Origin of the sequence: Gluconobacter sp. (assembly GCF_047723935.1) — a bacterium.
GTDB lineage: Bacteria > Pseudomonadota > Alphaproteobacteria > Acetobacterales > Acetobacteraceae > Gluconobacter.
Genome location: NZ_JBDOBO010000040.1, coordinates 1 through 23,627, shown reverse-complemented (window position 1 = coordinate 23,627; position 23,627 = coordinate 1). Strand labels below are relative to the sequence as shown.

Below are 23,627 nucleotides of genomic sequence, written 5' to 3'. Positions count from 1 at the left end.
GTAGTGGTCTTTACAATCATCGTGCAGGGACTGACGATGGAGAAGGTGGTCAATCGGCTTTATCCGAAAGCCACCAATTGAGTTTATGCCTGCTGAGAGATTTTGGCAGACGGAGAATGGATCGGCAGGAGTGCAGTAAAATGGTGATTTTGAAGCATATGATGGGTCTGTTGATGGTGGCTGGCACCATTATGGGAGCATCTGGCAGTGCATCTGCGGCCAGTGGGTTTCCTGGGCAGGCGGGATGCTGGACAGCTCTTCCGGGTGAAGATGAACGACCGGAAGTAACATGCCGCAGTTTCACAGAAGATCTGCTGAAAAGCCTGGAAAAAGCGACACCAGCGCAGGTGACGTCCATTCTGGGCGTCCCGGGCAAGGACCATAAGCCCACCTATTTCGAGAGCGCGAACAGAACGCCCGGAGCCTATAATGGCTATGTGGAACTGACTTATACCTCAGGCCATGTCTCGGATCTCTCTGCCGTGCTGACGCAGGTTCAGCCAAACGGTATGGCGAGTGAGGAAAAGGATTATCAGTGGGGCGTCAATAAAGCTGGATGCTCCGATTTTCCGGGAAGCAAGAAAGCCTGCGACACATCCAATTAAAAACGCCGCTCTGGATCAGTCTCGCAGATCCAGAGCCACCAGTCTTTCACGGCAGGTGATGAACAGACGTCGGTTCTCTGGGCCTCCGAATGCACAGTTTGTAGGTGGCCAGGGAAGAGGGACGAAACCTAGGGTACATCCTGACGCGTCGATGACGTAAATTCCGTCGTCTGCTGCGGTCCAGACCCATCCGCGATGGTCTACGGCCAGACCATCGGGGACACCATTTTCTGTGCTGTAGAAGGGGCGTTTTCCCGTCAGTTTTCCATGGCGACCGACATCGAATGCATGGATGTGGCAGCCTTGCCCGCCGATTTTTCTGGATGTGTCCGTTACGTATAACGTTTTCCTGTCTGGCGAAAATGCCAGAGCGTCGGGCTGATCCAGATCAGCCATGCGCGCCAGATCGCCAGTTTTTCGGTCGTATCTGTATACGCTGCGGTGGGGAAGTTCTGGTGCCGCGATATACCCTTCTCTTGCGGAGTGGATGCCGAATACGGGGTCGGTAAACCAGAGTGTATGATTGGGGCCGGTGATAATGGCGTTCGGGGCGTTGAGGCGGCCGCCCTCATAGTGCGTGATGAGGGGGAGTGCTTCCTGAGCGCCCTGTGAAAAACTGATACAGCGTCGTCCCTGTTCGCAATGTACCAGCGTGCCTTCCGGGAGGAGGGCATTACCGTTGATAAACCACGTGGGATCAAGAACGGTGTGAACATGCCCATCGGGGTGCCATGCCATGACCCTGCGCGATACGACATCCGACCAGACAAGTCTGTTTCGATTTTCGTCCCAGATGGGACTATCGCCAAGTGTTGTGCCCTCGTGGAGCAGCAGAAGCGGAATGTCGAAGTCCAGAACGGCCGCAAGTGCCGGGTCATTAATCCGGATGCCCGGCAGAGGGTCTGAGATTTCTGGAGCCCCCGGTAAACGCAGGAATGTGCCGATCAGGACATTCTTCACGTGTTACGTCTTTTCTGGCTACACATTCCGACTTTCTCGACCACATCAGTGGCACTAATCTGTAGAGATGATTGGCTGTCCCGGAATAAAACTTCCGGTGAATTAAGGTGTCTTACAAAAACGCCGTGATGTTCACAGGGTTCATGCCGGATACATTTTGCATCCTTCCGGGGTCGCCTGCCGCAGGAAGGCGCCAAGCTCCCGGAATGTGCTGGCACGTGGATCTGAGGCACGCCACACGAGGCCGATTGTCCGACTTGCTTCGGGTTCGGAAAGGGGGCGGACGGTGATGAGGTTCTCAAAATCCATCCGGTTGCGCAGAGCAAGCCGGGGAATGAGCGAAAAGCCTTCGCCTGCACCAATCATGTGCCAGAGCATCTCCAGGCTTGTGGCCAGTCTGGTCTCGCGCTGTCTGGGAATGGTTGGGCAGATGGAGAGCGCCTGATCGCGAAGACAGTGGCCGTCTTCCAGTAACAGAAGATCAGGTCGCCCCAGTTGTTTCAGGGAGATCCTGTTCTTGCCAGCCAGTTCGTGCGTGACTGGAAAAACCCCCAGAAAAGCCTCTTCGAAAAGAGGAAGGGCTTCCAGTGCCTCCGACGGAGCAGGCAGCGCCATCAGAGCCAGATCGAGTTCGTTGTTTCGCAGAGACTGGACCAGCGTATCCGTCGTTCCTTCTGTCAGGCGCAGATTCAGGTTCGGATAGGACTGCCGCAGATGAGGAAGAGTGCCGGGAATATAATACGGGCCAAGCGTCGGGATGACGCCCAGGCGCAGAATGCCATCCAGCGGACTGGTGCGCGCCCGTGCCACTTCCAGAAGATTCCGGGCTGCCGTTAAAACTTCACGGCCAAGCGCAATCAGGCGTTCCCCATCAGGTGTGGGGGCGACATGCCTGCGCGAACGCTCGAACAGTGTGACGTCCAGAAGCTGCTCCAGCTTGCGGACCTGCTCTGAAAGGCCCGCCTGGCTCACACCACAGCGTTCTGCCGCGCGGGAGAAATTGCGCAGGTCATCCACTGCCACGACATATTCGATGTCTCGCAGGGACAGGCCGGAAAGGGGAACGTAACTCATGAATTATAGATAATACCGAACACCAAAATATGGAAGTGCGGTTTTTCCTATATTTGCATGAAAGCGTCATCTGCCTTGGCAAGACACATCTGCTGACGAAGCGTATAAGGTTTCAAAGAATTTCCACAGTAAGGATGAAGACTCCATGACACAGCGCGCTGCTCTCGTGACCGGTGGTTCCCGTGGTATCGGGGCCGCAATTGCCCTTCGTCTCGCCACAGACGGATATGACGTTGCGATCTCTTATGCCAGCAACGAAAAGGCTGCTGCGGATATTGTCAGGAAGATTGAAGCCAAGGGCCGCAAGGCTGTTGCCATCAGGGCCAATGGCGGAACAGCGGAAGGTAACCGCGCTGTTGTCACGAAGGCCGTGGAAACATTCGGTCGGCTGGATGCGCTCGTCTGTAACGCCGGGATTTATCCTTATGGGCCGATCGATCAGATGACTGTTGAGCAGATCGATCAGGTGCTGAACCTGAATGTTCGTGCCGTTATGATCGAGACGATGGAAGCTGTGAAACATCTGGGGCAGGGTGGCCGCCTGATTTATATCGGCTCTGCTTTTGGTGCCCGCGCACCTTTCCCGGGTATTTCCCTTTACTCTGCCACCAAGGCAGCTCTGGAAGGCTTTGCCCGTGGCGTAGCGCGTGATGTGGGACCGAAGGGGATTACCGTCAATGTGGTTGAGCCAGGCCCAATTGACACCGATCTGAACCCCGCTGATGGCGAAGGTGCGGCCCTGATCAGCAGTTTCACCGCGACGAATTCCTACGGCAAGGTTGCTGATATTGCGGATTTCGTAGGCTTCCTTGCAAGCCCTGCTGCCTCTTACATTACGGGCGCGTCCCTCCCGGTAGATGGCGGTCTGACGGCCTGATCTAAATTAACGTGCGGTTTATCCTGTTTTCTCTCCTTGTTATCGGAGCGGATGCGCAACATTCTCCCTGCGAAAGTCGTGGGCAGGGGGATGCCGCGTAAACGCTAAAGGAAAACAGGATGACGTTCGGGCGCAGGTTTTTTCTGGCAAATACAATGCTGTTTTCAGCCAGTATCGCTTTGACCGGGCGTGCATCGGCTACGGCAGCTTCAGATGGAGCGGGCGATGACCTGACCCGCTTCATCTATGCAATGCCAAAAGCCGAAATGCATGTGCATATTGAAGGCACGCTTGAGCCGGAAATGAAGTTCCGTCTGGCCCAACGCAATGGTGTCTCCCTGCCGTACAGCACGGTTGAAGACATGCGGGCCAGTTATAACTTCCACGACCTTCAGAGCTTTCTGAAGATTTTCTATGAGGGCAAAACCGTTCTGCTCAAGGAGCAGGATTTCTATGACCTCACATATGCCTATCTGACCAAAGCAGCCTCCCAGAATGTGCTGTATGCGGAGATCTTCTTCGATCCGCAGATGCATACGGACCGTGGCATTCCGTTCGCTACGGTCATGAATGGCCTTACGCGGGCGCAGGCTGATGGTCGCCGCAATCTACAGATCGACTCCCAGCTTGTTCTTTGCTTCGAGCGGGAACTGACGACTGAGTCTGCTATGAAGACACTGGAGTCAGCGCTTTCCTACCGGCAGCATATTGTCGGGATTGGACTGGACTCTGACGAGAAGAATAATCCCCCTGACAAATTCCGTGAGGTGTTTGCCCGCGCCCGTAAAGCCGGTTTTCACCTGACAATGCATTGTGACCTGAACCAGCTCGATACGCATGAACACATCCGGCAAGTGCTGGAAGATATTCAGGCAGACCGCATTGATCATGGTGGCAATATTCTGGAGCGTCCGGATCTGGTGGTCGTGGCCAAACGCAGAGGCACAGCGTTTACCGTTTGCCCGGTCGCCTGTGGCTGGCTGCGGGAGAATGGTGAAAACATCAACATCATTCGCGGCATGCTGGATCAGGGTCTGAAAGTTACGGTCGCCTCAGATGACCCTGCCTACATGAAGAGCAATTATGTGGCGGAGAGCCTTGTCGTAGCGCAGGGCGATGGGGCGTTGAGCAAAGACGATCTTCTCAAGCTGGCACGAAACAGTTTTGAGGCTGCCTGGATCAGCCCGGCGCAGCGCAAAATCTATCTGGGCAAGCTGGAAGCCTTTCGTCGTCAATGGGCTTGAAGGACTGGTCAGCGGGGCTGATATGAAATAGGTAGTGGTGATGAGGGTTTGATCTATGTTCGGTTTGACCGATCAATCATATTGACAGGAACTGTTTCCTGACCTTCTCATTTTGTGGGACATAGGTTCCGCAACCTAACACGAGCGACAAAGCAGGAGACCTTCTGATGGTTCGCATTAACTCCACACTGGCCCCGTTCTCGACCGATGCATTCCGCAACGGCGAATTCCTGACGGTCACGGACGCAGACGTCCGTGGTAAGTGGTCCGTCTTCTTCTTCTATCCGGCAGACTTCACGTTCGTCTGCCCGACGGAACTTGAAGATCTGGCTGACAATCAGGCCGCTTTCGACAAGCTGGGCGTTGAAATCTATTCCGTTTCCACGGACAAGCATTTCACGCACAAGGCCTGGCACGACACGTCCCCGGCTATTGGCAAGATCAAGTACACCATGCTGGGCGACCCGACGGGTGTGATCTCCCGCAACTTCGGTGTTCTGATCGAAGAAGCTGGCCTGGCTGATCGCGGCACGTTCCTGCTCGATCCGGAAGGCAAGGTTCAGTACATCGAAATCACGGCTGGTGGCGTTGGCCGCTCCGCGACGGAACTGCTGGAGAAGATCCAGGCCGCTCAGTATGTCGCCACGCATCCGGGTGAAGTCTGCCCGGCCAAGTGGAAGGAAGGCGGCGAAACGCTGAAGCCTTCTCTCGACCTCGTCGGCAAGATCTGATTTTGCCGGGTGAGGCGGGATCGCCTCACCATTCCCTGCCCTTTCATCGGGGCAGGGCTCTTCAAGATTTCACCAATTTTAAATTGCTGGAGAAAACGATGCTTCAGGACGACCTGAAAACCCAGATGCGCGCCTATATGGAATATCTGCGCAGTGACGTCGTGCTGGAAGCTACCCTTGGCACCGACGAGCGCTCCGCCGAAGTGCGTGGATTGCTGGAAGACCTTGCCAGCCTGTCCAACAAGGTGACGTTCTCCGACGCCGGAACTGCTTCCCGCCGCCCATCTTTCCTGATTCGCCGGGCCGGTTCGGTTGAAGCCGTGACATTCGCCGGCCTCCCGATGGGGCATGAGTTTACCTCGCTGGTCCTGGCGCTGCTTCAGGTGAGCGGTCATCCGCCCAAGATCGACGCTGATCTTGTTGAGCAGATCAAAGCGCTGGACGGGGATTTCCATTTCGAGACTTATTTCTCCCAGTCCTGCCAGAATTGCCCGGATGTGGTGCAGGCGCTGAACGCCATGAGCGTCCTGAATCCAAAAATCCACCACGTCGCGATTGATGGGGCGGATTTTCAGGAAGAAGTCGAACGCCTTGGCATTCGGTCTGTGCCGCAGGTCTATCTGAATGGGCAGCCATTTGCCTCTGGTCGCATGGAAGTTGCGGATATTCTGGCAAAGCTGGATGCGTCTTCTGTTGAGCGTGCGGCTGCCAAGCTAAACGACGTTGCGCCATTTGATGTTTTGGTACTGGGCGCGGGCCCGGCGGGTGCATCCGCAGCAATTTATGCTGCACGTAAGGGCCTGCGGACGGGCCTCGTTGCGGACCGTTTCGGTGGTCAGGTGATGGATACGGCCGGCATTGAGAACTTCATTTCCGTCAAGGAAACAGAAGGCCCTCAGCTATCTGCTGCGCTTGAAGCCCATGTGCGCCAGTATGATGTGCAGATCATCGCGTCTCAGAAAGCTGCCAAACTTGTTCCGGCGGCTCAGATTGGTGGCTTGCATGAGATCGCTCTGGAAAGTGGGGCGAGCCTGCATTCCAAGACAGTTATTCTGGCAACCGGTGCACGGTGGCGCCAGCTTGGTGTTCCGGGTGAAGAAGAATATCGCACCAAGGGCGTGGCCTACTGCCCACATTGCGATGGCCCGTTCTACAAGGGGCGCCCTGTTGTTGTGACGGGCGGTGGCAATAGCGGTGTAGAAGCTGCAATTGATCTGGCGAATATCGTCTCACACGTTACGCTTTTGCAGCGCGGTGCGCATCTGAAGGCGGATAAGGTGTTGCAGGATAAGTTGCTGAGCCTGCCCAATGTCACGGTTCTGATGAGTGCGCTCACCACGAAGATCGAGGGTGACGGCAAGGAAGTCACGGGCCTGACTTACAGCGACGCTGATGGTGGATTGCACCACATCAAGACGGACGGCGTATTCGTTCAGATCGGTCTGCTGCCAAATACGGACTGGTTGAAGGGAACCCTGGATCTGAGCCCGTATGGTGAGATCGTGATCAACGATCATTGCGCAACATCGGTGCCGGGGATCTACGCTGCGGGTGACGCGACAACAGTGCCTTACAAGCAGATTGTCATTGCCATGGGTGAGGGCGCAAAGGCCTCCCTGTCTGCCTTTGACTACCTGATCCGCTTGCCTGTGCAGGCATAATTGGTGAGGCCTTGGGGAGAAGGAAAAGGATGTATATGGTTCAGGCCATGCATCCTTATCTGCTCCCCCTCCTTGCCTTCGCACTGACTGCCGCCGTTTTCACCATTACGCCGGGCCTGGATACCGCCATGACCCTCCGGACGGCCACGACGTCTGGCTGGAAAGCCGGGCTGGCAGCCGTTATGGGAATCTGTCTTGGGCTTGGCGTCTGGGGCCTGGGAGCGGCTTTTGGCCTGACCGCCCTTTTGGCGGCGTCAGAGACGGCATTCACAGCCGTCAAATGGGCAGGTGCGCTTTATCTGGGATGGATAGGCATCAAGCTGCTTCTACATCCCCGATCATCCTTGTCGAAAGAAGAGGCTGAAGCAGCCGTTGAGCAGCCGACGAACCGTCCAGAGGCAGGACTGGCCTTTCGGCGCGGTTTGCTGAGCAATCTGCTGAACCCCAAGGTTGGCGTCTTTTACATGACGTTTATGCCGCAGTTCATTCCGCCCCATGTCAACGTGCGCGAATTTTCGCTCCTGCTAACCGCTATCCAGGCGTTGCTGTCTTTTGCATGGCTTGGACTGCTGGTCGCCTTGACCATTCCTCTTGGACGTTTTCTGTCCAGCCCGACTGTCGTACGGCGTATGGACCGCCTGACCGGCAGCGTTTTCTTGTTGTTCAGCCTTAAGCTGGCACTTGCCCGTCGGGCTTGAGAGCAGACTCGATTTTTCAGCGCTTTTTGTGGCAGGCTCACAGCAGCAGGTCTTCTTGAATCTGGTATGCGGGGTCTGCTGATGAATGCTGTTCTGAAAGGAGCTCGATCATGAGTGCAAAATTTGAACTCTATACCGACACTGCTGGCGAATATCGTTTTCGCCTGAAAGCAGCTAACGGAGAGAATATTCTTGCCAGTGAAGGGTACAAGCAGAAAGCCAGTGCGGTGAATGGTATTGCTTCCGTTCAGAAGCATGCCCCTGACGACGCCCATTATGAGCGTAAGATTTCAGCGTCTGGAAAGCCGTTCTTCAATCTGAAGGCTTCAAACGGGCAGGTGATTGGCAGCAGTCAGGCGTACAGCAGTGAAAGTGCGCGGAATGCCGGGATTGAATCCGTTAAGAAAAATGCACCGTCAGCTGTGACCGTGGATGCTGCATAAGAAGATCTGTTAACCTGCCTCTGCATCATTTTGGTACTATTGATGCAGGGGTATGTAATAAAAAAATTCAGGCTATAAAGCTTATATTTTTAACAAAAGCCGTAAGTTGGCTCTGGCTATTAACGCCTAACCTGACAAAAATATCTTTGACCATCTGTCGGGCAGTTCCTTCGGTGATATTCATTTTCAAAGAAGAGTCCTTAATGGAATTCCCATTCGCGATCAGGCAGGCAATTTTTGATTGAGAGGCTGTAAGGAAAAGGTTGCTCAGGATAGCTTCCGTTTCAGAATTGACTCTATGAATGGAAAAAATAACCATTCTGGTTTGTTCCATTTTGGATGAAACGTTTATTACTTTTGCAAAAAAAATCTTATCTGTTTCGGTTTTTATTTTTATGGGATTGTGAATATCGCCGGATCCAGAGAGAAGGCGAGAAAATTTACTGTTTCCATCAGAGCTTTTCACTTGGATCGTGTTGTTTTTTATAAAAATTCCATCGGATTCCATCCGGATTAGGTTGTTGTTCGCATATACAATTTTATTTTCTGAATTAATCAGGGCAATTCCAAACGGCATTTCTTTGAAGGAATTCTCAAATATTTCATGAAAATTCTTGCTCTTGTTAAAGGAGATTCCGGTTCCAACTGCTTGAATAACGTGCGGAATTATTCGTGTCAGGTTTTGCTTGATGATTGCGCTTGATTGTATTGTTAACCCGTCTGGAGACTGTACTGACAGTAGGAACCTATTCCCATTTTCAGTTTTGAACATGGCATGATGTATTCTTCGAACACCAAATTCCTTCAAAAATTCCATGTAAAACGGTATTTTGTCGATTTGTTTGTCAGATAAGAAGCTGTCATCAACATACAGGAAGTCATTTTCTATTTTTTTTCTTGTATAGACGGACAGAGGTGATTTGTTTCGCCAGTGATTGTAATATAATTCTTCTGTTTTCGGATCCTGATTGGAGCCAAAGCGCCATTCAGACATATCTTCGTCTAATGGAATTAAAGATGCGCCGCCAAAACTGCTGTCTGTGCAGTATTTTGCGATATTTACTAAGGATTCATTCCATTCAGAGCGGTCTTCAATAGTTTTGTAGATATTTTTTGTAATAAAAAAATGATTTTCCAATTGATGGATTCATTCTTTTGAAGCCAGAAACATAACACAAAAATATTCAAAAAAAAGCAAACATCCACTACCATATGGGAGTGGTGGCCAAAATTCTCATGCTTCAAAAAAACAGGCGCGGTGAGTTGCAGATCTCATCTGGCTAGAGGCAGGAGAAAACAATGGTAGCGTCAGTAATTTTTACCCCAACAGGGGGTAGCCAGTCTGTCGTCAGTGCGCAGAATGGCGTAGTAACTATAGATAATTCTGGAAAAATATCTGGAGCGGCATTTTATACTGGACTTCCTGTTCCAGATGCAAGTCAAGCAACAACAGGAAGTGTTATTGTAGATAATAATTCTGTTGTAACTGCTTCAAATTGGACGATTGGAACCGCATCCGAAAGTGCAGTGGTCACAGTGAGTGGAGGGGGATCTCTATCTCTCGATAACTCAGTTTCGATCACCAGCGGATCCAAGATAATTATTGGTAATGGTGGTACTGTAGTTCTTGGTGGTTATGCAACCACAACAACAGGACTTATCCAGTTCGATGAAGGCGGCGGTGGAACGCTTGAAATTGCAGCAGGAACAACGCCAAGTATTATTAGTTATATTTCGAATATTAAAGAAAATGACACAATCATTCTCAGCGGCCTGACGGCAGACGGCTATACGTATGAGAATGGCGTTTATACACTGACCAATCAAGGCGTACCAATTTCCGGAACATCTTCATTCCAGCTCCCAGCAGCGAATGAAGGAACGACCTTTACGGTGTCGACGATCAACGGAAAAACTTATCTGAAAACACTGGTTGTCGTGTGCTTTTTGCGGGGGTCGATGGTCCGCACTGCACAGGGAGAGGTCGCTGTTGAAGATATCTGCATTGGCGATGAAGTTACCGTTTATGACTGGCAGGCTCAGGCCCAAGTAAATCGCCCAGTCGTGTGGGTTGGCACCAAAAAGGCATTTGTCTGCCCCGGACTGCCTGATGACAAAGCTGGTTATCCGGTCCGTGTTCTGAAGGATGCCATCTCAGATGGTGCTCCCTATGAAGACCTGCTGATCACTGCTGAGCATTGCCTGTTTTTCGACGGTAAATTCGTACCTGTGCGGATGCTCGTAAACGGTCGTTCCATTTTTTACGACAAGAGCATCACGTCTTACGACTATTATCATGTAGAGACGGAACAGCACTCCGTTATCACCGCGAATGGCGTTCTTACAGAGAGCTATCTGGACACAGGAAATCGTCGCTCATTTGGTCAAAGCGGCAATGTCGTCGCCTTGGGTGGTCGTGCTAAAACATGGGCTGAAGACGGTAATGCGCCGCTGGATGTCAGGCGTGAGTTTGTGGAGCCGCTATTTCACCAGTTTGATGCGCGTGCCAGCAAGGTCTGCTCAGAGATGGTTTCCGAAGATGCACCTCTTACGGAAGATGCCGATCTTCACCTGGTGATGGACACAGGCACGGTTATTCGCAAGACCCGCGAAGCCAATGACCGTGTCATGTTCATGATCCCTGCCAACGTCAAAAGCGTGCGGGTTGTCTCCAGAACCAGCCGCCCGAGTGACGTTATCGGCCCGTTTGTAGATGACCGACGCAACCTCGGTGTTCTGATTGGTGATATTACTCTGTTTGAAGAGAGCCGTACTCACCGGATTACAGCTCATCTGAAGACTGAGACGCTGGAAGGCTGGAGTAATCCGGAGAAGGGTAACATGCGCTGGACAGCCGGTCGTGGCCTTCTGCCGCTTGGCAGCCGTCCTTCCAATAGCATTGCCATTCTTGCTCTGCAGATCAAAGCTGGCGGACCATACAAACTGGCCCCTCAGAACAACGCAGGCCTGTCTCTTACAGCCTGAGGCCCGGTATTTTCCTGCTTTGGCTCTGTCCCCTTGTCGGGGGCAGAGCCTTTTTTGTTCAGGCCGCAGCCATACCGCGCAGGACGTAAGGCAGGATGCCGCCATGGCGATAGTAATCTGCCTCGTCCACCGTATCGATGCGACACAGGAGGGAAACGTTTTCCTGTGTGCCATCGCGACGGGTGATGGTCATAACCAATGTTTTGCGAGGAGTCAGATCACTGATGCCCGCAATATTGATGGTTTCAGTCCCATCCAGATTCAGTGTCTTACGCGTCGTTCCAGGTTCGAACGTCAGTGGCAGAACGCCCATCCCCACAAGGTTTGAACGGTGAATGCGCTCAAAGCTCTCGGCGATGACGGCTTTGACACCAAGGAGACGCGTGCCTTTCGCGGCCCAGTCACGGGATGATCCCATGCCGTATTCCTTGCCGCCGAACACGACAAGCGGTGTTCCTGCGTCAGCGTAGCGCGTGGCCGCATCATAGATGGACATGAGTGCCCCATCCGGCTGATGACGTGTCATGCCACCTTCGGTACCCGGCGCCATTTCATTGCGGATACGGATATTGGCGAAGGTGCCGCGGACCATCACGCGGTCATTGCCGCGGCGTGACCCATAGGAATTAAAGTCTTTAACCGCGACCTGATGTTCCTGAAGGTATTCGCCTGCAGGAGAGGACGTCGCGATGGAGCCGGCAGGCGAGATGTGATCGGTGGTGATGTTGTCCCCAAGGAGCGCCAGAACGCGCGCGCCTGAAATGTCACTCGTTGTTTGTGGGTCAGCTGTCAGGCCAGAAAAATATGGCGGATCCTGCACATACGTGGAGCCAGGCTGCCATTTGAACGTAGCTGAATCACTGGCTGTTCCAAGCGCCTGCCATTCCGGCGTGCCTTCCGTGATGCGACCATACCGTTCAACGAAGGCATCCCGGGTAACTGCAGACCCAACCAGCTCTGCAACATCATGGTTAGAGGGCCAGAGATCCTTCAGATAGACGGCCTTGCCGTCCGGCGTGTGACCCAGAACGGCTGTCGTAATGTCCTGACGCATCGTCCCGAGCAGCGCGTAAGCAACCACAAGTGGCGGGCTTGCTAGGTAGTTTGCGCGAACGTTGGGTGAAATACGGCCTTCAAAGTTCCGATTGCCGGACAGGACGGATGTCGCCACGAGGTTATGTCCCTCAATGGCATCAACTATCGGCTGGGCCAACGGGCCTGAGTTTCCGATGCAGGTCGTGCAGCCATACCCAACGGTTTCGAAGCCCAACGCATCCAGATCTGCCGTTAGGCCTGCACGGTCCAGATAATCGGTCACAACCTGCGACCCTGGCGCGAGCGAGGTCTTGACCCATGGCTTGGGCTTGAGGCCGAGTGCACGTGCCTTACGGGCAACCAGTCCTGCGGCAATCAGAACGGCCGGATTGGACGTGTTGGTGCAGGACGTAATGGCTGCGATGACGACTGAGCCATGTTCCAGCGCGTAATCCGTTCCAGCGACCGGAGCGGTGACGATGGTATTTTCCGGTTTGACGCCGAGCGTCTCCGTCAGGGCCTTCTCGAAAGCTTCGGAGGCAGAGCGCAGTTCTACACGGTCTTGTGGGCGCTTTGGTCCTGCGAGGGACGGCGTGACGGTACTGAGATCCAGTGAGAGTGTCGAGGAAAAGACCGGTTCTGGCGTGGACGCATCACGGAACATGCCCTGAGCCCGCAGATAGGCTTCGACAAGAGCAATACGGTGTTCGTCACGGCCGGTCTGGCGCAGGTAATCCAGTGCCAGCGCATCCACCGGGAAGAAGCCGCAGGTTGCGCCGTATTCCGGAGCCATGTTGGCAATGGTGGCGCGGTCTGCGACAGGCAGATGGTCCAGTGCAGGGCCATAGAACTCGACAAATTTCCCGACAACGCCCTTGGCGCGCAGCATCTGCGTGATGGTCAGGACAAGGTCTGTTGCCGTCGTGCCTTCGGGGAGCTTGCCATCCAGACGAAAACCGACGACATCCGGAATGAGCATGGAAATTGGCTGGCCGAGCATCGCGGCTTCGGCTTCAATGCCGCCCACGCCCCAGCCCAGAACACCTAGTCCATTGACCATGGTGGTATGGGAATCTGTGCCATACAGCGTGTCCGGATAGGCGTAGGTCACGCCGTCAATCGTGCTGGTCCAGACGACCTGGGACAGGTACTCTAGATTGACCTGATGGCAAATGCCCGCACCCGGCGGCACAACGCGGAACTGGTCGAACGCCTGCTGGCCCCAGCGGAGAAACGCATAACGTTCGCCATTCCGCTCGAATTCCAGAGAAACGTTCTGCTGAAGGGCATCAGCGCGGCCTGCCACGTCGACCATGACGGAATGGTCGATCACAAGATCAACTGGCACAAGCGGATTGACCTTCCGTGGATCTCCGTTGAGCGCCAGAATGCCATCGCGCATGGCGGCCAGATCGACGACAGCAGGAACGCCTGTGAAATCCTGCATCAGAATGCGGGATGGCTTGAACGGGACTTCCTGCGTTGAACCAGCGTACTGCAGCCAGTCTGCAATGGCCTGCGCATCTTCAGTTTTGTAGCTCGTGCCGTCCGTGAAACGCAGGACGTTTTCGAGCAGAACCTTGAGGCTGACGGGAAGGCGGGAAATGTCCCCGATTTTCTCCGCTGCGACAGGAAGAGAGAAATAGCGATAGGTCTGTCCGTCAACGGACAGGTCGCGCTGGCTGCCCAGAAGATCGCGTCCAACCTGTTTCATGATGTGTGTTCCCTGCTGGTCGTGTCGTCTGTTCAGTGAATGGCGCGCAGGAGGGCCTGCGTGACGTCTTCTGTTGTAGCCGTGCCGCCAAGATCGCGGGTACGGATATTGTCTGTCGTCAGGATCTGCTTCATGCCGGCATCAAGGCGGGCGGACAGGTCCTGACGTCCCACATGCGCCAGCATCATGCTGGCTGCCATCATCAGTGCGAGCGGATTAGCAATGCCCTGACCTGCAATGTCGGGTGCAGATCCATGAACTGCTTCAAAAACAGCCATTTTCTCGCCAATGTTCGCGCCTGGTGCCATGCCCAGTCCACCGACAAGCCCCGCAGCCAGATCAGACAGGATATCGCCAAAAAGATTGGTCGTGACGAGAACGTCGTAATTTTCGGGCTTGATGACAAGTTCCATCGCGCAGGCATCGACAATGCGCTCTTCAAGTTCCACGCGACCTTCATATTCTGCGGCTACGCGGCGGCCTTCATGTAGAAAGATGCCGCTCAGAATCTTGAGAATATTGGCCTTGTGAACCAGCGTAACCTTCTTGCGGCCGTTCTTCACAGCGTATTCGAACGCAAACCTTACGATCCGGTTACATTCCGCTCTCGTGTTGAACCCGGCACCGTATGCCACAGCTTCCGGATCGTCCCCAACGCGCATGTAGTGTTCCATAGCGGCGTAGAGGCCCTCAACGTTTTCCCGGATCACGACCAGATCGACGTTCTCATAACGACCGCCTGGCACGATGGTCTGCGTCGGACGAACATTCGCATACAGATCGAACTGCTGACGAAGTGTCACATTGATAGAGCGGAAGCCTTTTCCAACAGGCGTTGTCAACGGGCCTTTCAGCACCAGGCCCGTACGGGCGATGCTTTCCAGCGTCGCATCAGGCAGGGCGCTTCCCTGGCTCTCCAGAGCGCCCATGCCTGCGCTCTGAGGGTCCCAGACAAAAGGCGCTCCCAGAGCATCAAGCACTGTCGTGACAGACGCCATGATTCCTGGTCCGATACCATCACCGGCGAGAAGAGTAGCGGGGATCTTGTCGGTCATGGGGGCGTCCTGTCTGTCCGTATGTGAGAAGGCGTGCGGACTTTAGAGAGGAAAACTGTTAGATCCAATATTTCCATACAGGTTTCATCATACCTTAAAGGTATCGCATGGTTGAGCTCCGTCATTTCCGCGCCGTTGTTGCCATCGCGGAGGAAGGCACCCTGACACGAGCCGCAGAACGGCTGGGGATTCAGCAGCCTCCTCTCACGCGGATGTTGCGCTCCTGTGAAGAAACCATGGGTGTTCAACTTTTTGAGCGTCACGCCAAAGGAATGCGCCTGACGGCTGCCGGACGCAGTATGCTCAAGGGAGCTTATGACATTCTCGACCGTGTAGACGAGACGGTTGAAGATGTCCGTCGTGTCGTGCGGGGCGAGAGCGGGGAGCTATCTGTCGGCTTCACCAATTCCGCAATGTGCCACCCCAGTTTGCCCGCCGTTTTGGGGTATTTTCGCGAAAGCTGGCCGGATGTCACGCTTGGCCTGACGGAGGGGAATTCCAGTCAGTTGCTCGGCGCCCTGCGAGACGATCTGGTGGATGTCGCGTTTGTCCGTGCGTCCATCCCGGATGTTTCGGACGTTATGGTGGAGTTGATTTTGGAAGAGCCCATGGTTGTGGCTGTGCCCAAGGCCCATCCCCTTGCGGACAATTCTCCACCAGAAGGGCTCAGACTGGCTGATCTGGAAAATGAAGACTTCATTCTTTATCAAAGCCAGTACAACAACGGTCTGTACAAGACGATCGTGGATGCCTGCCTCGGGGCAGGTTTTATGCCCAATATCCGCCAGAAAGGGCCGCAGCTCATGGCGGCTCTCAGTCTTGTAGCCGGGGGGTTGGGGATTTCGGTCGTTCCCCATTCCATGCAGCAGCACCATGCGGGGCAGATCACCTATATTCCGCTTTCGTCCCGCACGGCGCTGACCGCGCCGGTTTATCTTGTGTTCAGGTCTGTCCGTATGACGGGAGCCAAACTGTATTTCATTCATCAGGCTCGGCAGATGCGCACGCGCCAGTTCGGAACAGGAAAGGCGGTTTCCTAGCCGAGCGCCTGTGTCTCCCGGATCAGGGAATGAATAAACGCCAGCTTTTCCCGCACCCCTGACGTCAGCACGAAGGGATAAAAGTCTGAGAGGCCCATGGAGCGGTTAAGGCTGTTGACCGCTGATGTCAGGGGGACCCAGGCCTCCATGATTTCGTCAAATGTGGACGTCAGATACGGATCGTTTCCGGGGCCGTTGGTTGAGAGGGGTGATGCATCCGGCAGAACGGGATGAATGGTCACGCCATAGGCCCATGCGGTCTCCAGAGTGGAAACGATATGGAGGTAATGGGCCCATGTTTCTGCAAAATCTTCCCAAGGATGGGACGTCGCATACATGCTGACATGCCGTTCCCGCCAGTCTTCCGGCGGTGGGTTGTTGTAATGATTTTGCAGGGCCTCCTGATAGTCCTGCTGGTCATCGCCAAACACTGCGCGGCAACTCTCTAGGCGTCCCGCGTCCCGAACCAGAACGTTCCAGTAATAGTGTCCGATTTCGTGCCGGAAATGACCGAGAAGCGTGCGATAATACTCGCCCATCTCCACCCGCATTCGCTCGCGTTCGGCGTCATCGGCTTCACGGATGGCTAAAGTAATCAGACCGTTGTTATGGCCGGTCATAATAGGGGCAGAGCCGTCTGCGGCATCATCCAGGAAATCAAATGCCAAGCCGTTATGAGGGTCTTCCCAACGGCTCCTGATTGGGAGCTTGAGGCGAAGCAGTGTGTAAAACAGTCGGTGTTTGGCGATTTCTATCTTCCGCCAGCGCTCAAGATTTTTCGGATTGTCGAGGTTGGGAATTGTCCGGTTGAAGCGGCAGGCAAAGCAGATGGCGGGCCTGCCGGATCTGTCTGGTGTCGTCAGCCAATTGCAGGCGTCATAGGCATGGTTCGCACAGTAGACGAGTTCTGCATGCTGGACCTGTTCTTCTACGGGGTGCCAACGGCCCGTTCCAGTCGGTTCCAGCGCGGTCAGCGTTGCCAAACCAGGGAGATAGCCCACGGGATGATGGCAGGATTCACACGCAATATTTTCGAAATACAGAGCCTGCTGGCAGCACTGACATGAGAAAAGCTTCACTGTTTCGGCACCTTATTGCAGCTCTTGCGAAGCATGATGTCAGGTATTGGTCTCTCTGTGCAAATGTTGTGCTTCCATCAAGACATCAAACCGCGCCTGACAGTGATCCAGAAGCCCTGAAACAGGCGCAGCCTCTTCTGGTGTCGCCGAAACAGCGAGGGGAATATGGTTCTGGGCTGTGACCAGACCCGAAGTCGTGTCGAATCCGAACCATCCTGATTCCGGCACCCAGATTTCAGCCCAGGCATGCAAGTCACAGGTCAAGGTCTGGCTGCCTGTATCCAATGGCTTTGGCTGAATAAGGTACCCAGAGACAAACCGAGCTGCGAAGCCCAACCTGCGCGCGAAAGCAATCATTAACCACGCACTATCCCGACAGGAGCCCGTCAGGCGGGAGAGAGTCTTAGCTGGAGCCCAGGTGCCGGGCTCCATGCGCGTCTTATAATGCAGAGATTGTGCCAGTCTGCGATTGAGCCAGATCAGGCGAGCCAGATCTGTTTCTCCCGCTGAAAGGAATTGACCGTCAAGAAAGCCGTCCAGCAGGTCTGGATCAGACGTAGCCACTCTGTAGGCAGGATTATCGGGTGTTTGTGAAAGAGACTGACCGCCCTTCTGAAAGGGATCATAGGGCGTGATATCCACAGTCATACGGACTTCGATATCGAAGTGGGAGACCTGCTCGGCAAAGATGGCTTCGGCAACCGTATTTTCGTGGGCGTCCAACCGCCATGCGATCTGACCTTCGCCAGGACCGACGTTCAGGGCATAGGTCAGGACAGGGTTGCGTGCGTTAACGGGCGGCCGCAGCCGGATGGTCTGAGGGCCCAGAAAGACGGGACGGTCATAGCGATAGGACGTGTGGTGGCGAAGCGTCACGAGCGTGTTCATTGTGGCAGATTTCCGCGATCCACTCTCATGACCTGATGTTCCCTGCTCCCCTGATGTCCCGTTAGCTCGGGATTATCCTTCCTTTATCGTAACAGGAAGAACGGCAACGGCAACTCTCTTGATATATTCTGGGAAAACAAAACTGCTCGCTGCTTTTATTGCTTGGCAAACAGAAGGGAGTTGATAGGTTAATAAATAATCGTAATGATCCGGCCGGGTATGGTTCATACAGCTGTCGGGTAAGGAAACGGGGCAAACAGATGAGGTCCAACGTCTTGCAATCCCAGGTCCAGGAAGCCGGCATTTTCTCCGCTTATCTCAAGCCCGCGTTTTTCTGTGAACTGATGAACCGGGGAGAGGCGTTACCTGAGGCCCTGCAACTGGTTCAGGAAAGATTGTCCCAGTTTGACATCAAGGAACTCCGCCACCGCACATCCAATGCGGAAACCCAGTTGTACCGTCTTGGTATCACCTTCACGGTTTACTCTGACCGGGAGGCCATTGACCGGGTTTTACCTTTTGATGTGATCCCCCGCGTTCTGACTGCTGACGAATGGGCGTTTATCGAAAAAGGCGTGCAGCAGCGCGTCAAGGCGATCAATCTTTTCCTGTGGGACATCTATCATGATCGCAAGATCCTGCAGGACGGTATCATTCCCGCGGATTTGGTTCTGAAAAATGCCAATTACTGTCAGGCTATGGTCGGCGTTGATGTCCCGGGTGGCGTGTATGTCCATATTAATGGAACGGATCTAATCCGCGACCGCAGCGGGCAGTTCCTCGTTCTGGAAGACAACGCCAGAACCCCGTCAGGTGTGTCGTACGTCATTGAAAACCGGCACATGATGTTGCGATTGATGCCGGATCTGGCATCAGGGATGCCTCTTCGTTCGGTAGAGGATTATGGGCTGCGTCTGCATCGGGCGCTTTGCGATGTCGCACCGGAAGGTGTGACCAACCCGCAGGTCGTTCTTTTGTCTCCTGGGATCTATAACTCAGCCTATTTCGAGCATGTCTTTCTGGCACGAGAGATGGGTGTGCCTCTTGTTGAGGGGCGCGATCTCCTCGTCGAAAACAATCATGTTTACATGCGAACTGTCGCTGGGCTCCGACCTGTACATTCGATCTACCGACGCATTGATGATGCTTTCCTGGACCCGCTGGCCTTTAATCCGGAAAGTCTTCTGGGCGTTCCCGGACTGGTGGAAGCCTACCGTCAAGGCAACGTGACTATCGCCAACGCACTCGGGACCGGGGTTGCGGATGACAAGGCCGTCTACGCGTATATGCCGCGGATTATCCGGTACTATCTGGAAGAAGAACCCATTCTGGGAAGCGTTGAAACGCACATCTGCGCTGAGCCAGAAGGGCTGGCCTTTACTTTGGCCAATCTGGAGAAGCTTGTCGTCAAACCTGTCGGAGAGTCCGGGGGCTATGGGCTTCTGATAGGGCCGCACGCAACGGAAAGTGAGCTCGAGGACTTCAGGCGCCGACTGACGGAGAACCCTTCCAATTACATCAGCCAGCCCGTGATCGATCTTTCGGTGACGCCAACCCTGTGTGACGCAGGCGTGGAGGCGCGCCATGTTGACCTGCGTCCCTTCGCATTAACCGGAAAAACGACATGGGTCCTGCCAGGGGGCTTGTCGCGTGTGGCGCTGCGCAAAGGGTCTCTGGTTGTTAATTCCTCCCAGGGCGGGGGATCGAAGGATACATGGGTGATGTCCGTATGACACAGCTTTCCCCAACGGCATCAGGCATGCTTCCTGGCCTGAATACCCTTCTGTCCCGATATGCTGAGAGCATGATGTGGCTGGCGCGCTACATGGAGCGGATTGAAAATCTGGCGCGTCTGATTGAGGTGACCGAGGCGTTCGTACGAGGCCCGGACGGACGGACGTCCTGGGATACAATCGTTCAGATCAATTCAGACGAAGAGCGGTTCAGCGCTCTTTATCCAGCGGCTACCGAGCAGGATTATCTACAGTTTTACATTACGGATGTTGCAAATTCGAGTTCCATCAAGGCGATGGCCAACTCTGTTCGTGAAAATGCCCGCTCGGTTCGTCCACTAATTTCCACAGAAATGTGGATGCAGTTGAACGTCTTCACGCGCTGGGTCCTTGATCTTCAGGCGTCCGATATCCGCAGGACTGGCCTTTCTGCGTTGTGTAATCGCATCAAGCAGGACTGCCAGACCCATACAGGCGTAACCGAAGGCACTTTATACCGCGATCAGGCATGGCTCTTTTACCTTCTGGGGCGGCATCTGGAGCGGAGCGACCAGATTACCCGCCTCATAGATACGCGATATCATACGCTCCTTCCCAAAGAAGAGGTTGGCTCTGAAATTGATACAACGCAGTGGGCATCTGTCCTGCGTTCCGCTGCGGCATATCATGCATTTCGACGTTTGCAGCCGGTCACGACAACGCCAGCAAATGTGGTTGGATTTCTGCTGAAGAACGAAGGATTTCCACGCTCTCTCGCTTTGAATTTACGACAGACAGATAGTGTTTTGGGGGCCTTGTCCACGCACTACAATTTGCGCAAGCAATGCTATCCCGTGCAAGAGCGTCTGGCTGATTTACGGGCAAGTCTCGAAGATCAGACCGCAGAAGAGATTATCATTCGTGGGCTGCATGAATACATGCACTGGATACAGTCGCAGATTGAAGCAATCCAAAGCGAACTGACGGTCGCCTATTGGCCGCGAGTAGCTACTCAGCATGTGTCAGGCGCTTGCGTCGCTCAATGAGAGAGCGAGCCATTCTGTTATGCGGAGGAGGCAGACCTAGTCAGCCTTTTTCGCTGAGAACGCTGTTGCAGAGTGAAGTGAGACACGACGTGGTCACACATGATATAACCCTGCGAGCGAAGTGAGCCTTCATAATCGGAGTTTTAAAGTGACTCGCTTTATGGAAAATGAAGTCTGCAGCAGGCGTATCACAAGCATTTTAGTGGTAGAGCCAGGCATTCAGAGGCAGAGAAGTTTTAAAAGGCTCCAAAATTCATGCAGTGACAAGAGACGATCCTATCTTGAAACTGCTGGATAGACTTTGAATGGAAAAATCAATATATTATTTGTGATCTCGCAAAAACTGGCCACAGTATCAAAGATTATTTATAGATCATGATCGAAAATTTCTTATTTAAAAAAATTGTTGTTGTCGGCGATGTATTGCTGGATCGGTATATAACTGGGGCAGTCAATAGAATTTCTCCTGAGGCTCCTGTTCCTGTTGTTCTGCGCTCCGGGGGCTCTAACGTACCTGGAGGAGCAGCAAACGTGGCTGTCAATGCCGCTGCTCTTGGATGCCCGGTCAATCTGATTGGCGTTGTTGGTCGAGACGAAAACGCCGATACCTTGCGGCGTTCAATTGCGTCTTATGCCGATATCGACATGAGTGCTCTTGTCGAAGTGCCCAACTGGCCAACAATTTCCAAAACTCGTGTGATGAGCTCTAACCAGCAGATTGTTCGGATTGATGAAGAAGTCGTCGTTGATTTCGATGCGGATATCAAGAATGCCATCATTGCCGCAACTCTTAGGGCGTTAGAGGGCGCTTCTGTTCTTGTTTGCTCTGACTATGCCAAAGGAGTTCTCTCTCCGCAGGTTTTGTCAGCAATTATCGAGGCTGCACGGGAAAAGAATATCCCAGTCATCGTTGATCCCAAAAGTCGGGATTTCTCGATTTATCGTGGCGCCTCTCTTGTAACCCCTAATCGGGCTGAAGCCGCTCAGGCCACAGGGCTGTTCTTGAAGACGGATGACGATGTTCTGCGCGCCGCCAGTGTTCTTTCAGGGCAATTTGGTGGAGACGTCCTGTTAACGCGTTCGGAAGAAGGTATGACGTTGTGGCAACGCGATGGACATGTCTTTCATCAATCCGTGCGCAAATCAGAAGTTTTCGATGTTTCAGGTGCTGGCGACACAGTTCTTGCAACTGTAGCTGCCGTGATCTCTGCAGGCCATGATCTGGATACGGCCGTGGTTATGGCGACGCTGGCAGCATCCATTGCCGTGGGTAAGGTGGGAACAGTTGCCGTTTCCCGTGACGAACTCAGCCACGCATTAAGCAAGGACATGGGAAGTGATGGCCGGGTTGCATCTTTGGAAATGGCCAAATCCATAGTTTCCAACTGGCGTAGACATGGCGCCAGTGTTGTATTCACAAATGGCTGTTTTGATCTTGTTCACCCAGGGCATGTGTCTCTTATGCGGGCTGCGGCGGCTCAAGGTGATAAGCTGGTCGTAGGGCTTAACAGTGATGCCTCTGTTCGACGACTGAAAGGGGAGACACGCCCGGTGCAGTCAGAAGACGCACGCGCTATGGTCGTGAGTGCCTTGCGTGACGTCGATCTTGTGGTGATCTTCGACGAGGATACCCCACTTCATGTGATCGAGACACTTGTTCCGGACGTGTTGGTAAAAGGCGCTGACTACGCGGAAGAAGATGTGGTCGGTGGGGACGTAGTCAAGGCGGCTGGTGGAAAAGTGGTTCTGGCCAATCTTGTAGATGGATGTTCAACCAGCAACATCGTCAGAAAACTGAAAGCGCCGAACTGACCTAAATTCTCAGGTCACGTTGACAAAAGATCTGCCCCTCGAGCCTTGCTGCGGCGAGACTGAGGAAGGGTATGAAAAACAGGGCGGTTTTGTCGTAGCGGGTGGCGATACGGCGCATCTGCTTGAGCCTGTCAAGTATCCGCTCGATGCGGTTCCGGTAACGCTGTCAGTCTGTTTTCTGAGGCGCACTTCGGCTTTTGCGTACAGGAATAACCGCCAGGATCCCGTGGACCAACAGATCCTGGCAAAAGCTGTCGCTGTCATAGCTCCGGTCGGTCAGCATTACCCTGGGGTCTGGAAGCGGAAATTTCCATCAGGGCGTCTGTGGGTTTGTAGTCCGAGACCTGCCTGTCGGTGAGTACAAAGCCAAGAGGACGTCCCTGATTATCACAGCGGACATGGATTTTTCTCGTAAAGTCTCTGGGGGATCGACCAGATGCTTCCGTATGAGCTCCCCTCTTGTGCCCCAGTGGCCTCTGAATGGACACAGAATAAGGTGCTGTCGACCATATGCTGCCAGTCATCGGTCAGCCTCATTAAGGAAAACAGAGTTTAAAGTTACTCAGATTATTTCCTCTTATCTCCTCCGCAGATTCAGAAGTAATACTATAATACGATAGTTTCTTACCCCACACACCAAGTGGTATTATTGGCATATTAGGTTCTATTTATACATTTATATTATTTTGAAAAAAATCTACTGCATCTGAAATTATTTTTTTTGAATCTCGTCTCCAATACACGCCAACATTAAGTGTTATATCGGATTTTTCCTCAAGAATCTTACTGTCTTGGAAATTTATCGATTTTAAGTGAGATATTGTAGACATTCCAATAGTTTCCGGACTGTTCATCAAACTGGCTGTTCCTAGGATTGAATTTAATTCAATAAGATTTTCAGGGGTTTTTAATCCGTTATATTCAAGAATAGAATCAAACCTATCACGCATCGCAGTCCCTCGGACTGG

Annotated in this window: 20 protein-coding genes; 12 read left to right on the top strand and 8 right to left on the bottom strand. The window is 53.4% G+C overall.

From position 1 onward, the window contains the following. Positions 1-140: 140 nt before the first annotated feature. A complete protein-coding gene (locus tag ABF979_RS11900; protein ID WP_415560003.1) occupies positions 141-605 on the top strand; it encodes a hypothetical protein in 465 nt (154 codons plus the stop codon). 15 nt (positions 606-620) lie between these two features. Here the strand turns inward: ABF979_RS11900 and ABF979_RS11895 are convergent, their stop codons facing one another. Together ABF979_RS11895 and ABF979_RS11890 are read right to left on the bottom strand one after the other, a co-directional pair. Then, positions 621-1,565: an SMP-30/gluconolactonase/LRE family protein gene (locus ABF979_RS11895; protein WP_415560002.1), complete on the bottom strand. Its 945-nt coding sequence runs from the start codon at positions 1,563-1,565 to the stop codon at positions 621-623. Between the two features lie 141 nt (positions 1,566-1,706). Continuing rightward, positions 1,707-2,639 (bottom strand): hydrogen peroxide-inducible genes activator, encoded by a 933-nt coding sequence (locus ABF979_RS11890; protein WP_215750970.1) that lies wholly within the window; start codon positions 2,637-2,639, stop codon positions 1,707-1,709. Between the two features lie 145 nt (positions 2,640-2,784). Between ABF979_RS11890 and ABF979_RS11885 the strand changes: the two genes are divergently transcribed. The 6 genes from ABF979_RS11885 (at position 2,785) to ABF979_RS11860 (ending at position 8,293) form a co-directional block, all read left to right on the top strand. Further along, on the top strand, positions 2,785-3,516 hold the full coding sequence (locus ABF979_RS11885; RefSeq protein ID WP_415559999.1) for an SDR family oxidoreductase: 732 nt from the start codon (positions 2,785-2,787) through the stop codon (positions 3,514-3,516). A 119-nt stretch (positions 3,517-3,635) separates the two neighbouring features. Further along, complete coding sequence (gene add, locus ABF979_RS11880) at positions 3,636-4,760, top strand: adenosine deaminase (RefSeq protein ID WP_415559997.1); 1,125 nt, start codon at positions 3,636-3,638, stop codon at positions 4,758-4,760. 167 nt (positions 4,761-4,927) lie between these two features. Further along, complete coding sequence (ahpC, locus tag ABF979_RS11875; protein WP_046900770.1) at positions 4,928-5,491, top strand: alkyl hydroperoxide reductase subunit C; 564 nt, start codon at positions 4,928-4,930, stop codon at positions 5,489-5,491. A gap of 98 nt (positions 5,492-5,589) precedes the next feature. Continuing rightward, entirely contained in the window at positions 5,590-7,152 is a 1,563-nt protein-coding gene (ahpF, locus tag ABF979_RS11870) for an alkyl hydroperoxide reductase subunit F (RefSeq protein WP_086633580.1), read from the top strand. Between the two features lie 35 nt (positions 7,153-7,187). Beyond that, a complete protein-coding gene (locus ABF979_RS11865; protein ID WP_232309179.1) occupies positions 7,188-7,850 on the top strand; it encodes a LysE family translocator in 663 nt (220 codons plus the stop codon). A 110-nt stretch (positions 7,851-7,960) separates the two neighbouring features. Further along, positions 7,961-8,293 carry a YegP family protein gene (locus tag ABF979_RS11860; RefSeq protein WP_211516554.1) on the top strand — a complete coding sequence of 111 codons (333 nt, stop codon included), beginning with the start codon at positions 7,961-7,963 and terminating at the stop codon, positions 8,291-8,293. A gap of 67 nt (positions 8,294-8,360) precedes the next feature. Here the strand turns inward: ABF979_RS11860 and ABF979_RS11855 are convergent, their stop codons facing one another. Beyond that, complete coding sequence (locus tag ABF979_RS11855; RefSeq protein WP_415559995.1) at positions 8,361-9,431, bottom strand: helix-turn-helix transcriptional regulator; 1,071 nt, start codon at positions 9,429-9,431, stop codon at positions 8,361-8,363. A 161-nt stretch (positions 9,432-9,592) separates the two neighbouring features. Between ABF979_RS11855 and ABF979_RS11850 the strand changes: the two genes are divergently transcribed. After that, complete coding sequence (locus tag ABF979_RS11850) at positions 9,593-11,278, top strand: Hint domain-containing protein (protein ID WP_415559993.1); 1,686 nt, start codon at positions 9,593-9,595, stop codon at positions 11,276-11,278. A gap of 58 nt (positions 11,279-11,336) precedes the next feature. Here ABF979_RS11850 and acnA read toward each other — a convergent pair whose 3' ends face one another. Next, positions 11,337-14,027, bottom strand: a complete 2,691-nt coding sequence (gene acnA, locus ABF979_RS11845; protein ID WP_415559992.1) for an aconitate hydratase AcnA — start codon at positions 14,025-14,027, stop codon at positions 11,337-11,339. A gap of 32 nt (positions 14,028-14,059) precedes the next feature. Continuing rightward, positions 14,060-15,082, bottom strand: a complete 1,023-nt coding sequence (locus ABF979_RS11840; RefSeq protein WP_415559990.1) for an isocitrate/isopropylmalate dehydrogenase family protein — start codon at positions 15,080-15,082, stop codon at positions 14,060-14,062. Between the two features lie 107 nt (positions 15,083-15,189). On the opposite strand from ABF979_RS11840, the gene ABF979_RS11835 reads away from it, so the two are divergent. Beyond that, positions 15,190-16,122, top strand: a complete 933-nt coding sequence (locus ABF979_RS11835) for a LysR family transcriptional regulator (RefSeq protein ID WP_415559988.1) — start codon at positions 15,190-15,192, stop codon at positions 16,120-16,122. Here ABF979_RS11835 and ABF979_RS11830 read toward each other — a convergent pair. Both ABF979_RS11830 and ABF979_RS11825 read right to left on the bottom strand, forming a co-directional pair. Beyond that, positions 16,119-17,201, bottom strand: coding sequence for a putative zinc-binding metallopeptidase (locus ABF979_RS11830; RefSeq protein ID WP_339406111.1), 1,083 nt, complete (start codon positions 17,199-17,201; stop codon positions 16,119-16,121). The genes ABF979_RS11835 and ABF979_RS11830 overlap by 4 nt on opposite strands. 39 nt (positions 17,202-17,240) lie before the next feature. After that, on the bottom strand, positions 17,241-18,089 hold the full coding sequence (locus ABF979_RS11825; RefSeq protein ID WP_415559986.1) for a transglutaminase family protein: 849 nt from the start codon (positions 18,087-18,089) through the stop codon (positions 17,241-17,243). Positions 18,090-18,349: 260 nt separating this feature from the next. Here ABF979_RS11825 and ABF979_RS11820 point away from each other — a divergent pair, with 260 nt between their 5' ends. The 3 genes from ABF979_RS11820 to rfaE1 all read left to right on the top strand — a co-directional run bounded on the left by ABF979_RS11820 (position 18,350) and on the right by rfaE1 (position 22,659). Further along, positions 18,350-19,822 carry a circularly permuted type 2 ATP-grasp protein gene (locus ABF979_RS11820; RefSeq protein WP_086633387.1) on the top strand — a complete coding sequence of 491 codons (1,473 nt, stop codon included), beginning with the start codon at positions 18,350-18,352 and terminating at the stop codon, positions 19,820-19,822. Positions 19,823-19,848: 26 nt separating this feature from the next. After that, a complete protein-coding gene (locus ABF979_RS11815) occupies positions 19,849-20,847 on the top strand; it encodes an alpha-E domain-containing protein (protein ID WP_237389932.1) in 999 nt (332 codons plus the stop codon). 375 nt (positions 20,848-21,222) lie between these two features. Then, a complete protein-coding gene (gene rfaE1 / locus ABF979_RS11810) occupies positions 21,223-22,659 on the top strand; it encodes a D-glycero-beta-D-manno-heptose-7-phosphate kinase (protein ID WP_215750982.1) in 1,437 nt (478 codons plus the stop codon). A gap of 668 nt (positions 22,660-23,327) precedes the next feature. Here the strand turns inward: rfaE1 and ABF979_RS11805 are convergent. Then, positions 23,328-23,627, bottom strand: a 300-nt coding sequence (locus tag ABF979_RS11805) for a hypothetical protein (RefSeq protein WP_415559983.1), incomplete at its 5' end; no start/stop codon positions are given.